Genomic DNA, 12,928 nt, shown 5'->3' on the forward strand with positions numbered 1-12,928 from the left:
CCGGGGGGATCTGGGGTGCGGCTCTCGAGGACCGGAAGTGCTGGCCGAAACCGGGTGTCCGACTTCCGCACGTTCCTCGATGCGGTGACTATCTCTTGGCCTGTGAGGGCGGTCACCCTTGTGTTCATTGAGTACATCGGACAGTGAACAGGGTGCTTCACACACCAGGGTGCTAGTTTGTGAGCATGCTGGCGCATGTGAAGCGGGCCTTCAGGTACCGCTTCTACCCGAGCGACACCCAGGCTGCCGAGTTGACGCGCACCTTCGGCTGCGTACGAACGGTCTACAATCTGGCCCTCCAGGCCCGCACCACCGCCTGGTTCACAGAGCGGCGCAGGATCAACTACGTCCAGACGTCGACGCTGCTGACCGAGTGGAAGAAGACCGACGAGTACGCCTACCTGGCCGAAGTCTCATCGGTTCCGCTGCAACAGACGCTGCGTCACCTTCAGAGCGCCTTCACCAACTTCTTCGAGAAGCGCTCCTCCTACCCTCGGTTCAAGTCGCGCAAGAAGTCCCGTAACAGCGCGGAATACACTCGTTCGGCATTCACCTACCGCGACGGCCGACTGACCCTGGCGAAGATGCGGGAGCCGCTGAACATCGCATGGTCCAGGCCCCTGCCGCAGGGGCAACAGCCTTCGACGGTGACGGTGTCGCGGGACAGCGCGGGACGTTGGTTCGTCTCGATGTTGTGCGAAGACGCTTCGGTGAAGGCGCTCCCGGCCAGCGGCACGGCAGTGGGTATCGATGCGGGCATCACCTCGCTGGTGACCCTGTCGACCGGAGAAAAGGTCACCAATCCGAAGTTCGAGAAGAAGGACCGGGCAAGGCTCGCCCATGCCCAACAAGAACTTTCCCGCAAGGAGAAGGGTTCCAGAAACCGCGAAAAGGCCCGCGCCCGAGTCGCGCGCATCCATGCCCGGATCACCGACCGGCGCCGGGATTTCCTGCACAAGCTGTCCACACGTCTCGTTCGTGAGAACCAAACGATCGTGATCGAGGACCTCGCCGTCCGGAACATGCTGAAGAACCGCACACTCGGCCGTGCGATCTCCGATGCGTCATGGGCCGAACTGCGCCGTATGTTGGAGTACAAGGCCCAGTGGTACGGCCGTGAACTGATCGCGGTCGACCGCTGGTACCCGTCGAGCAGGACCTGTTCGGCCTGCGGCCACATGGTCGCAAAACTTCCGCTGAGCATCCGGGAATGGACCTGCGCCGCGTGCGGGGCTATCCACGACCGGGACGAGAACGCAGCGAAGAACGTTCTGGCCGCCGGGCTGGCGGTGTCGGCCTGTGGAGCCGGCGTAAGACCTCAACGGAGAAACTCCGGGCGGGCTGTCGGCGTTGAAGCAGGAAATCTTCGAAGGAGCTCCGGACCACGGAGCGGAGTCGGAGAATCCCCCTCTTCGGAGTGGGGAGAGGTCAATTAGTTCATGCTTACCCGAACCCCCGAACCCGAACCCGAACCCGAACCGCGAACCGAACCCAAACCCGAACCGACCACCACCGGCGCGCGCATACACATACATAAACACGTCCAAATACAACGGACGAAGCAATACAGCAGCCACCGGAAGGTAGGCCACCGAGCCGGGCGCGGCACACTGAGTCCATGCACATCCCCCGTATCCCGAGACCCCGCAGCCTGGCCGGCCAGCTCTTCGCCATGCAGGCCGTGCTGATAGCGGTGGTCGTGGCCGGGTACGCGCTGTTCACCTACGTCAGCGACCAGCGGCAGGCCGAGGACGCGGCGACCCGTCACGCCGAGGCCGTGGCCCGCTCGATCGCGGACTCCCCCTCGGTCCGCTCGGCCATCCACACCGCCGACCCCACCGCGGAGCTGCAGCCCTACGCCCTCCAGGTGATGCGGGACGCGGACGTCGACTTCGTGACGATCATGAACCCGTCCGGCATCCGCTGGACCCACCCCGACAAGAAGCAGATCGGCAAGCACTTCCTCGGCCGCATCGGCCCCGCCCAGCACGGCCGCACCTTCACCGAGACGTACACCGGCACGCTCGGAGCCTCCGTCCGCGCGGTCACGCCCGTGAAGGAGAACGGCCGCATCATCGGCCTGGTCAGCGCCGGCATCAAGGTCGAGGCGATCAGCAAGCGGGTCCAGGACCAGGTCACGGCACTGCTCGCGGTGGCGGGCGGCGCCCTGCTGCTGGGCGCGGTCGGTACGTACGTCGTCAACGCCCGCCTGCGCCGCCACACCCACGGCATGAACGCGACCGAGCTGAGCCAGGTGCACGACTACCACGAGGCCACGCTGCACGCGGTGCGCGAGGGGCTGCTGATGCTGGACGGCCAGTACCGGGTGGCGCTCATCAACGACGGGGGCCGGGAGCTGCTGGGCGTGTCGTCCGAGGAGGAGGACGTGATCGGCAGGTCGGTGGCGGACCTCGGGCTGCCGGCCCCGCTGACGGGTGCGCTGCTCGCCTCCGAACCCCGGGTGGACGAGGTGTATCTGACGGCGGACCGGGTGCTGGCGGTCAACACGTCGCCGGTGTCGGGCGGCGAGCGCCGAGGCACGGTCGTGACTCTCCGGGACGTGACCGAACTCCAGTCACTGATGGGCGAGTTGGACTCCGAACGCGGCTTCACCCAGGCGCTGCGCTCCCAGGCGCACGAGGCGGCGAACCGGCTGCACACGGTCGTCTCCCTGATCGAACTGGGCCGCGCGGAGGAGGCGGTCGACTTCGCCACGGCGGAACTGGAACTGGCGCAGGCCCTGACGGACCAGGTGGTGGCGGCGGTGAGCGAGCCGGTGCTGGCCGCCCTGCTGCTCGGCAAGACGGCGCAGGCGAACGAGCGGGGCGTGGAACTGGTGGTCTCCGAGGAAAGCCGCCTGGACGACGGTGTCCTGCCGCCCGGTCTCCCGGCCCGCGACCTGGTGACCATCCTCGGCAACCTGATCGACAACGCGGTGGACGCGGCGCAGGGCAGCGTACCGGCGCGGGTGACGGTGACGGCGTACACCCAGGGCCCGGAGCTGGTCCTGCGGGTGGCGGACACCGGCAGCGGTGTGGATCCGGCCCACGCCGAACTGGTATTCCAGCGGGGGTTCTCCACCAAGCCGGCGGGACCGGGCGGGCGCGGGCTCGGCCTGGCCCTGGTCCGGCAGGCCGTGCACCGCCAGCAGGGGACGCTGACGGTGACGGAGGCCGACGGTGGTGGGGCGGAGTTCGAGGTGCGGTTGCCGTTGCACACGGCAACGGGGCCCTCCCCGGCGTCTGGAGGCGACGCATGACGAACGAGCAGTCCATCCGCGTCCTGGTGGTGGAGGACGACCCGGTGGCGGCGGACGCGCATGTGATGTACGTCGGCCGGGTGCCCGGGTTCGTCGCCGTGGGCAAGGCGCACACGGGGGCGGAGGCGCGGCGCCTCCTGGACCGTACGCCGGTGGACCTGCTCCTGCTCGATCTGCATCTGCCCGATGTGCACGGCCTGCAGTTCGCACGCTCCTTGCGGGCGGCCGGTCATCACGCCGACGTCATCGCGGTGACGTCGGCCCGGGATCTGACCGTGGTCCGGGAAGGGGTCTCACTCGGGGTCGTGCAGTACGTCCTGAAGCCGTTCACCTTCGCGACGTTGCGGGACCGGCTGGTGCGGTACGCCGAGTTCCGCGCGGCGGTGGGCGAGGCGAGCGGTCAGGACGAGGTGGACCGGGCACTGGCTTCGCTCCGGGCGCCGGGGCCGGCGGCGCTTCCGAAGGGGTTGAGCGCGCCGACGCTGGAACGGGTGACGTCCGCCTTGCGGCAGGCGGAGGCGGGTCTCACCGCGGCCGGGGTTGCCGAGGCCGTGGGAATTTCCCGGATCACTGCCCGGCGGTACCTGGAGCATCTGGTGGAGGCGGGGAGGGCCGAGCGGAAGCCTGTTTATGGGCAGGTGGGGAGGCCCGAGTTGGTTTACCGGTGGGTTCGGGGGGTTTCGGGTTCCGGGCGGTGAAGGGTTCGGCTGCACCGCGCAGCCGAACTCCGAAGCCGTACGTTCCTACAATCCGTGTTTGTGGCCGAACAGACCGTAGTCAGTCCAGCCCCGCGGCCCTAGCTTGTGCCCGTGCGCCGACCCCGAGCCTTACCGAACCAGCCAGGCCCTCCGTTCAACGCCCCCGCCGCCCGCGGACTCCGTGCCGCTCTCGGCATGGGACCCGAGCACGTCGCCCACGGCATGCGCGTCTCGTACGGGCTGCCGTACGTCACCGCTGATCTCGTCATCGCCTGGGAGCGCGGGACCGCCGCCCCCAGCAGTCCCGAACTCACCGCGCTCGCCCGGGTGTTGTGGTGTTCGCCGGGCGAACTCGTCGGCAGGCCGCGGACCCTGCGGGAGCACCGCGTCGCCCGCGGCCTCGCGCCGGAGGACGTCGCCCTCACCGTCGGGCTCGAACTTCTCGCCTATCTGCGGATGGAGGAGAACGACGAGTGGCGCGGCACCGAGCGGCAGTCCGCCGCCCTCGCGGACCTGCTGGAACTGAACCTGCCCGACTTCGTCACCGCCACCGGCCGCAACGGGAAGCTGGCCGAACTGCTGCGCGGTGCGGTCACCACGCGCTGGCAGGCCTATGTGCGGCCGGTGAGCCGCATGGTGCCGCTGAACCGGCGGCTCCTGGAAGGCACCCTCCAGGAGTTGCACCGGGACTACCAGGGGCAGATGGCGGCCACGCCGAGTTGGGGCGGCACCAGTGCCGCGGAGAACTCGAGCGGCGACGGCCGGGACTTCCTCGACCGGATCGTGGAGCACTTCTGGTCGCGGGTGGAGGCCAGTACGGCCTGAAGCCACAAGGCCTGGAAGGGTCCGGAACGGCCTGGAAGGCTTAGAAGGCTTAGAAGGCCTAGAAGGCCTAGAAGACGGACTCCGTCTCGTCCATCCGGTCCTTCGGGACCGTCTTCAGCTCGGTCACCGCCTCCGCGAGCGGCACCATCACGACGTCGGTGCCGCGCAGCGCGGTCATCCTGCCGAACTCGCCCCGGTGCGCGGCCTCCACCGCGTGCCAGCCGAAGCGGGTGGCCAGGACGCGGTCGTACGCGGTCGGGGTGCCGCCTCGCTGGATGTGGCCGAGGATGACGGGCTTGGCCTCCTTGCCGAGCCGCCTCTCCAGCTCGTACGCCAGGGCCGTACCGATGCCCTGGAAGCGCTCGTGACCGAACTGGTCGATCTCGCCCTTGCTGTAGTCCATGGTGCCCTCGGCGGGGTGGGCGCCCTCGGCGACGCAGACGACGGCGAACTTCTTGCCGCGGGCGAAGCGCTCCTCGACCATCTTGACCAGGTCGGCGGGGTCGAAGGGGCGCTCGGGCAGGCAGATGCCGTGGGCGCCGCCGGCCATGCCGGACTCCAGGGCGATCCAGCCCGCGTGACGGCCCATGACCTCGACGACCATCACCCGCTGGTGGGACTCGGCGGTCGTCTTCAGGCGGTCCATGGCCTCCGTGGCCACGCCGACCGCCGTGTCGAAGCCGAAGGTGCGGTCCGTGGAGGAGATGTCGTTGTCGATCGTCTTCGGCACGCCCACGACCGGCAGTCCGGCGTCGGAGAGCATCCGGGCCGCGGTCAGGGTGCCCTCGCCGCCGATCGGGATCAGCACGTCGATGCCGAACTCGGCGGCCATGTCGGTGGCCTTCTCGCAGGCCTCGCGCAGCCGGTCGCGCTGCAGACGGGAGGAGCCGAGGATGGTGCCGCCGCGGGCCAGGATGCCGCTGACCGCGTCCAGGTCGAGGGTGCGGTAGTGGCCGTCGAGCAGCCCGCGGTAACCGTCCTCGAAGCCGATGACCTCGTCGCCGTACTGCGTCACGGCCCGGTGCACGACCGACCGGATCACTGCGTTCAGGCCGGGGCAGTCGCCGCCTGCGGTGAGAACTCCGATGCGCATCGTGCTGTGTCTCCTGGTCGATGTTGATACCGGTGAGCAAGTCCGATTGTTTCATGTCCGGGAGGTGCGTGCTGCCCCCGACCTGACGGGCGCCTTATCCGCGCCCAGGGGTACTGTCAAGAGGGTTCTGCTCACCTTGGTGGGCGATTTTTGTGCACGGCCGACCCCTTGTCGGACATGGACGGAACGGAGAGCACGCGTGACGCGCAGCGTGTACGTGACCGGGATCGACCGCGGCGACGGCCGCCAGGTCGTCGAGCTGGGAGTCATGGAGCTCCTGACCCGGCAGGTCGACCGGGTGGGCGTGTTCCGCCCACTCGTCCACCACAGCCCCGATCGCCTGTTCGAGCTACTGCGTGCCCGCTACCGGCTCACCCAGGACCCGGCGACCGTGTACGGCATGGACTACCACGAGGCGTCCGCACTGCAGGCCGAACAGGGGACGGACGAACTGCTGTCCATCCTCGTCGACCGGTTCCATCTGGTCGCCCGGGAGTACGACGTCGTCCTGGTCCTCGGCACCGACTTCGCCGACACCCAGCTCCCCGACGAGCTGTCCCTCAACGCCCGGCTCGCCAACGAGTTCGGCGCGTCCGTGATCCCGGTCGTGGGCGGCCGCAAGCAGACCGCCGGATCCGTGCTCGCCGAGACGGCCAACGCGTACCGGGCGTACGAGAGCCTGGGCTGCGACGTCATCGCCATGGTCGCCAACCGGGTGGCCCGCGAGGACCGCGACGAGATCGCCGGGCGCCTCGACAACCGGCTGCCGGTCCCCTGTTACGTGCTGCCCGACGAGCCCGCGCTGTCCGCGCCGACGGTCGCCCAGATCACCCAGACTCTGGGCGGCAAGGTGCTGCTCGGGGACGACTCGGGGCTGGCCCGGGACGCGCTCGGCTTCGTCTTCGGCGGTGCCATGCTGCCGAACTTCCTGACCGCCCTGACCCCGGGCTGCCTGGTGGTGACCCCGGGCGACCGCGCCGATCTGGTCATCGGCTCGCTCGCCGCGCACAGCGCCGGCACCCCGCCGATAGCCGGCGTGCTGCTCACCCTGAACGAACGGCCCACCGACGAGGTCCTCACCCTCGCCGGCCGGCTCGCCCCGGGCACCCCGGTCATATCCGTGCCCGGCACCAGCTTCCCCACCGCCGAGCAGCTGTTCTCCCTGGAGGGCAAGCTGAGCGCGGCCACCCCGCGCAAGGCGGAGACCGCGCTCGGTCTGTTCGAGCGGTACGTCGACACCGGCGACCTCCTCAAGCGGGTCTCCGCGCCGAGCAGCGACCGGGTCACCCCGATGATGTTCGAGCACAAGCTGCTCGAACAGGCCCGCTCCGACAAGCGCCGTGTCGTCCTCCCGGAGGGCACCGAGGAGCGCGTGCTGCACGCCGCCGAGGTGCTGCTGCGCCGGGGTGTGTGCGACCTGACCCTGCTCGGTCCGGTCGACCGGATCCGCAAGACGGCCGCCGACCTGGGCATCGACCTCGGCGACGCCCAGCTGATCGACCCGGCCACCTCCGAGCTGCGCGACTCCTTCGCCGAGAGGTACGCCCAGCTGCGGGCCCACAGGGGCGTGACGGTGGAGCTGGCGTACGACGTCGTCTCGGACGTGAACTACTTCGGCACCCTGATGGTCCAGGAGGGGCTGGCGGACGGCATGGTCTCCGGGTCCGTGCACTCCACGGCCGCCACCATCCGGCCCGCCTTCGAGATCATAAGAGCAAAGGGGGCCGCGCGAAGCGCGTCAGGCAGGGCGGTGGTGGGCGACGGGAGGGCAGAGCCGGGCTCCTCGATCGTGTCGTCCGTGTTCTTCATGTGCCTCGCCGACAAGGTGCTGGTCTACGGCGACTGCGCGGTCAACCCGGACCCGAACGCCGAGCAGCTGGCCGACATCGCCATCCAGTCCGCCGCCACCGCCCAGCAGTTCGGTGTGGAGCCGCGGATCGCGATGCTGTCGTACTCCACCGGCACCTCCGGCTCGGGCGCCGACGTCGACAAGGTGCGCGAGGCGACCGAGCTGGCGCGCTCACGGCGGCCCGATTTGAAGATCGAGGGACCGATCCAGTACGACGCGGCCGTGGAGCCGTCGGTCGCGGCCACCAAGCTGCCGGGCTCCGAGGTGGCCGGGCAGGCCAGTGTGCTGATCTTCCCCGACCTCAACACCGGCAACAACACGTACAAGGCCGTGCAGCGCTCGGCCGGCGCCATCGCCGTCGGCCCGGTCCTGCAGGGTCTGCGCAAGCCGGTCAACGACCTGTCCCGGGGTGCCCTCGTCCAGGACATCGTCAACACCGTCGCCATCACGGCCATCCAGGCCCAGAACCCGAGCGAGAAGGCAACCGCCCAGTGACATCCCACCCGTCGCCCACCACCGCCCTGTCCGACGAGCTGCGCTCGGCCCCCCTTGCTTCTCGCGTCCTCGTCCTCAACTCCGGCTCCTCGTCCTTGAAGTACCAGCTGCTGGACATGCGCGACAGCACCCGGCTGGCGACGGGCCTCGTCGAGCGCATCGGCGAGCAGACCTCCCGGCTGAAGCACACCTGCCTCGTCTCGGGCCGTACCCACGAGCTGAACGGGCCGATCGCCGACCACGACGCCGCCCTGAAGGCCGCCGGCGAGGAGCTGGTCAAGGACGGTCTCGGCCTGGACTCGCCGGAGCTGGCCGCGATCGGGCACCGCGTGGTGCACGGCGGCATGTTCTTCACCGAGCCCACCCTCGTCGACGACGCCGTGCTCACCGAGATCGAGCGGCTGATCCCCATCGCGCCGCTGCACAACCCGGCGAACCTCACCGGCATCCGCACCGCGCAGGCGCTGCGCCCCGACCTGCCCCAGGTCGCCGTCTTCGACACGGCGTTCCACACGACGATGCCGGAGTCCGCGTCGCGCTACGCGATCGACGTCAAGATCGCCGACCGGCACCGGGTCCGGCGCTACGGGTTCCACGGGACGTCGCACGCGTACGTCTCCCGGGCGACCGCCCAGCTGCTCGGCAAGGCACCCTCGGAGGTGAACGTCATCGTGCTGCACCTGGGCAACGGGGCGTCCGCCTCGGCGGTGCGGGGCGGCCGGTGCGTGGACACCTCGATGGGGCTCACTCCGCTGGAGGGGCTCGTGATGGGGACGCGCTCCGGCGACCTGGATCCCGCCGTCATCTTCCATTTGCAGCGTGTTGGCGGAATGTCCATGGACGAGATCGACACTCTTCTCAACAAGGGAAGCGGTCTGTTCGGCCTGTGCGGTGACAACGACATGCGGGAGATCCGCCGCCGCATCGACGAGGGTGACGAAGAGGCACAGTTGGCCTTCGACATCTACATTCACCGCTTGAAGAAGTACATCGGCGCCTATTACGCGGTGCTCGGCCGGGTGGACGCGGTCGCCTTCACAGCGGGAGTCGGGGAAAACGCGAGTCCTGTGCGAGAGGCTGCCCTGTCGGGCCTGGAGGAGCTGGGCCTGGTGGTGGACAGCGAGCTGAACGCCGTACGCGGCGACGGGCCGCGGCTCATCTCGCCCGAGCACGCGAGGGTGGCCGTCGCCGTGGTGCCCACCGACGAGGAACTGGAGATCGCCACGCAGACCTACGCACTTGTCGGAAAGAACAGCCGAGTGAACAGCTGAGCATTTAGGCGAACAGCTGAGCAATTACACGGCGGTAACACGACTGAGCGCACGGCCGCCCATTTGTATCTTCCGCCAGACGGAATATTCCGGAGCGAAACAAACCGATAGGATCGCCCCATGCGCCGTTCGAAAATCGTCTGTACTCTCGGCCCCGCGGTCGACTCCCACGAGATGCTCGTCTCCATGATCGAGGCCGGCATGAACGTGGCCCGGTTCAATTTCAGCCACGGCACGCAGGCCGAGCACCAGGCGCGGTACGACCGCGTCCGGGCCGCCGCCAAGGAGACCGGCCGTGCCATCGGTGTCCTGGCCGACCTGCAGGGCCCGAAGATCCGTCTGGAGACCTTCGCCGAGGGTCCGGTCGAGCTCGAACGCGGTGACGAGTTCGTCATCACGACCGAGGACGTGCCGGGCGACAAGCACGTCTGCGGTACGACGTACAAGGGGCTGCCGGGCGACGTCTCGCGCGGCGACCAGATCCTGATCAACGACGGCAACGTCGAGCTGAAGGTGCTGGACGTCGAGGGCCCGCGGGTGCGGTCGATCGTCATCGAGGGCGGTGTCGTCTCCGACCACAAGGGCATCAACCTGCCCGGCACGGCCGTGAACGTGCCCGCGCTGAGCGAGAAAGACATCGAGGACCTGAGGTTCGCGCTGCGCATGGGCTGCGACATGGTCGCCCTGTCCTTCGTCCGCGACGCCAAGGACGTGAACGACGTCCACCGGGTCATGGACGAGGAGGGCCGCCGCGTCCCGGTCATCGCCAAGGTGGAGAAGCCTCAGGCGGTGGAGAACATGGAGGACGTCGTGATGGCGTTCGACGGCGTGATGGTCGCGCGCGGCGACCTGGCCGTCGAGTACCCGCTCGAGAAGGTCCCCATGGTGCAGAAGCGCCTGATCGAGCTGTGCCGGCGCAACGCCAAGCCGGTGATCGTGGCGACCCAGATGATGGAGTCGATGATCACCAACTCCCGCCCGACCCGCGCCGAGGCCTCCGACGTGGCCAACGCGATCCTGGACGGCGCCGACGCGGTCATGCTGTCGGCCGAGTCGAGCGTGGGCGCGTACCCGGTCGAGACCGTCAAGACGATGTCGAAGATCGTGCAGGCGGCCGAGGAGGAGCTGCTCAGCAAGGGCCTGCAGCCGCTCGTGCCGGGCAAGAAGCCGCGTACGCAGGGTGGTTCGGTCGCCCGTGCCGCCTGTGAGATCGCGGACTTCCTGGGCGGCAAGGGCCTGATCGCCTTCACCAAGTCCGGCGACACCGCCCGCCGGCTGTGCCGCTACCGCGCGGCCCAGCCGATCCTGGCCTTCACCACGGACGAGGGCACCCGCAACCAGCTGTCGCTCAGCTGGGGTGTGGAGTCCCACGTCGTGCCGTTCGTGAACACCACGGACGAGATGGTCGACATGGTCGACCAGGAGCTGGCCAAGCTCAACCGCTTCACCCCGGGCGACACGGTGATCATCACCGCCGGCTCGCCCCCCGGCGTCCCCGGCACGACCAACATGGTCCGCGTCCACCACGTCGGCGGCGACGGCAAGTGACGGCCCACTGAAGGGTCTTGTACGACGCTGAGGGCGCCTCCTGTGATCAGTGGGCGCCCTCAGTTTCTCTTCGTAGCTTGTGCCCCATCCTCTGTGCCTGCTCGCCCTCCCACTTGCTGAGCTCCTGCAGGTGCTTCGGGCTGTGCTCGAGCCACTGGGTAATGGCCTTGTTGACAGCATCCTGGGCGATGTCGGCACTGAACCAACGGGTGGCCACACCCCTCGTGGTCCTCGGGTCGAGAGCCTTCGCCTCCATCTGGGCGCTGGACTTCTGCCCTTAAGGGCTTCACCCCTTCGACCCCGCCAGGGCTGTGCCTCGGGACCGCTGTGGGGCTTTGCCCTTGCGCCCCAGTGGGGGCTTCGCTCTCGGATCCTCTGCTGGGGCTGCGCCCCCGCAGTCCGTGGGGCCTCGCCCCTTGGCCCGGGGCCTGTGCTGGCTCCGCTCTCTGCCCACCCGTCCTGGTTGGTTCAGGGGGCGGGGTGGGGTGCGTCTCGTGGAGTTACGGCCCGGGTAGCCGGGCCGCTCACGGGGTACATGCGTCGTCTGCTCCCTCAGGGAGTGACGTGAAGCTGTTCCAGTGCCTCGGTGACGTGGTCCTCGCCGTAGCCGAACCGCCTCCCGAGTGCCTGGAAGTGGCCGTACTGCTCCTCGGTGAGAGTAGGGGAGGCCACATGGAGCAACCGCAGCAACAGCCGGAAGCCCAGGTCGGCGTCCACATCGGTGACGACCTCCTCGACGGCGGCCAGCGCGCTCGTACCGGGAATCGGCTCCCAGTGCGGGCTGATGCTCACATCCGCCAGGAGCGGTGTCGCCTCTCGCACCACCCGCAGCACGGCGTCCCGCAGATCGGTCCGGGGAGGCGAGGCGGCACGGCGGTACCGGGGGGCGACCTGCCTCAGATGCTCTTCGCACACGTCCTCGATCAGCCGGAGCCAGTCCCTCGCGTCGATTCCGATCCGGTCGATGTTGTAGCCCCGGCCCGTGGCGGAGAGCCACAGCACCTCGATCGTCTCGCTGGGCAACGAGGAGTCGAGCAGGCGGTGTGTGTCCGCGAGCAGCAGTGCCGCCGCCGATCCCGGGGTCTGGGCGCTGTCGTCGGCGGCCGCGGCTCGCCGGACACGTTCGCGTGCGGTGTCCTCCTGCCAGGCCCGCTCGAACCACGACGAGAGCGCTGAGAGACCGAAATCGCCCGCGGCCTCGCGGCGCAACGGGTCGATGGGGGGCCACATCACGTTGAGGCCGTCGTACACCAGCGGTCCGGGAAAGCCGAGGGCGGTGTCCAAGGCCATGAGACGGTCGAACTGTTCCTTGCCGACCGGTACGCCGTACACCTTCAACACGCGCAGGAAGAGCCGGAGTCCGAGGTCACCGTCGCCTTGTCGGGTGACAGCCTCCAGCGATGCGGCGACCGCGCCGGACGGCAGTGTGACGTGGTCGCTCTGGGCAACGCGCTGGCCGAGTGGCCCCGCCGATGCGCGGATCTCCGCGACGACGGCCGTGCGGAGTTCCTCCTCGTCGATGCTCGGTCGGACGCCCCACTGCCCGGGGGCCCGCTTGCGCTCGGGTTCCGGCCAGCGCTCGGCGAGCCGGCGCAGCCAGCCTCGGACGCCCGACTCGCACTCCGCCGGATCGAAGCGCCCGTGCGTGGCAGCGAGCCACGCTGTGCGGATGATGTCGTCCGGCAACGGGGAGTCCAGGAGACAGCGCACGTCGACGCCCAGCTCGACCGCGCCCTCGCCCTCGGCGACAGCGGCGACCTCGCACGCGAGGCCCAGCGACTGTGCCTCGCCGGGGCCGCGGTCCGTCACGGACAGCAGTTTTCCGGCGAGCGCGCTGAGGCCGAAGTCGCCCTCGTAGAGAATGCCGTACTGCTCACGCTGTCTCGCCAT

9 protein-coding genes are annotated in these 12,928 nt (G+C 69.1%); 7 read left to right on the top strand and 2 right to left on the bottom strand.

What is annotated here, in order from left to right; translation table 11 throughout:
- The first annotated feature begins 185 nt into the window (after positions 1 to 185).
- The 4 genes from ACIPSA_RS06740 to ACIPSA_RS06755 all read left to right on the top strand — a co-directional run bounded on the left by ACIPSA_RS06740 (position 186) and on the right by ACIPSA_RS06755 (position 4,782).
- Entirely contained in the window at positions 186 to 1,436 is a 1,251-nt protein-coding gene (locus tag ACIPSA_RS06740; protein ID WP_402629597.1) for an RNA-guided endonuclease InsQ/TnpB family protein, read from the top strand.
- 182 nt (positions 1,437 to 1,618) lie between these two features.
- The gene (locus ACIPSA_RS06745) at positions 1,619 to 3,259 is read left to right on the top strand and encodes an ATP-binding protein (RefSeq protein ID WP_402629600.1); all 1,641 of its coding nucleotides are present in this window, start codon (positions 1,619 to 1,621) and stop codon (positions 3,257 to 3,259) included.
- A complete protein-coding gene (locus tag ACIPSA_RS06750) occupies positions 3,256 to 3,957 on the top strand; it encodes a response regulator (protein ID WP_402629603.1) in 702 nt (233 codons plus the stop codon). The genes ACIPSA_RS06745 and ACIPSA_RS06750 overlap by 4 nt, the downstream gene beginning before the upstream one ends.
- A 111-nt stretch (positions 3,958 to 4,068) precedes the next feature.
- Positions 4,069 to 4,782 carry a helix-turn-helix domain-containing protein gene (locus tag ACIPSA_RS06755; RefSeq protein WP_402629605.1) on the top strand — a complete coding sequence of 238 codons (714 nt, stop codon included), beginning with the start codon at positions 4,069 to 4,071 and terminating at the stop codon, positions 4,780 to 4,782.
- Positions 4,783 to 4,849: 67 nt separating this feature from the next.
- On the opposite strand, the gene ACIPSA_RS06760 is transcribed toward ACIPSA_RS06755, so the two are convergent.
- Positions 4,850 to 5,875: an ATP-dependent 6-phosphofructokinase gene (locus tag ACIPSA_RS06760; RefSeq protein WP_402629608.1), complete on the bottom strand. Its 1,026-nt coding sequence runs from the start codon at positions 5,873 to 5,875 to the stop codon at positions 4,850 to 4,852.
- Between the two features lie 199 nt (positions 5,876 to 6,074).
- On the opposite strand from ACIPSA_RS06760, the gene pta reads away from it, so the two are divergent.
- The 3 genes from pta to pyk all read left to right on the top strand — a co-directional run bounded on the left by pta (position 6,075) and on the right by pyk (position 11,038).
- Complete coding sequence (gene pta / locus ACIPSA_RS06765; protein WP_402629611.1) at positions 6,075 to 8,219, top strand: phosphate acetyltransferase; 2,145 nt, start codon at positions 6,075 to 6,077, stop codon at positions 8,217 to 8,219.
- 38 nt (positions 8,220 to 8,257) lie between these two features.
- A complete protein-coding gene (locus tag ACIPSA_RS06770) occupies positions 8,258 to 9,490 on the top strand; it encodes an acetate kinase (protein ID WP_402631645.1) in 1,233 nt (410 codons plus the stop codon).
- Between the two features lie 120 nt (positions 9,491 to 9,610).
- Positions 9,611 to 11,038, top strand: a complete 1,428-nt coding sequence (gene pyk / locus ACIPSA_RS06775; RefSeq protein ID WP_402629614.1) for a pyruvate kinase — start codon at positions 9,611 to 9,613, stop codon at positions 11,036 to 11,038.
- A gap of 552 nt (positions 11,039 to 11,590) precedes the next feature.
- On the opposite strand, the gene ACIPSA_RS06780 is transcribed toward pyk, so the two are convergent.
- Positions 11,591 to 12,928, bottom strand: coding sequence for a hypothetical protein (locus tag ACIPSA_RS06780; protein WP_402629617.1), 1,338 nt, complete (start codon positions 12,926 to 12,928; stop codon positions 11,591 to 11,593).

The sequence above is a fragment of the Streptomyces sp. NPDC086549 genome, assembly GCF_044746205.1.
GTDB lineage: Bacteria > Actinomycetota > Actinomycetes > Streptomycetales > Streptomycetaceae > Streptomyces.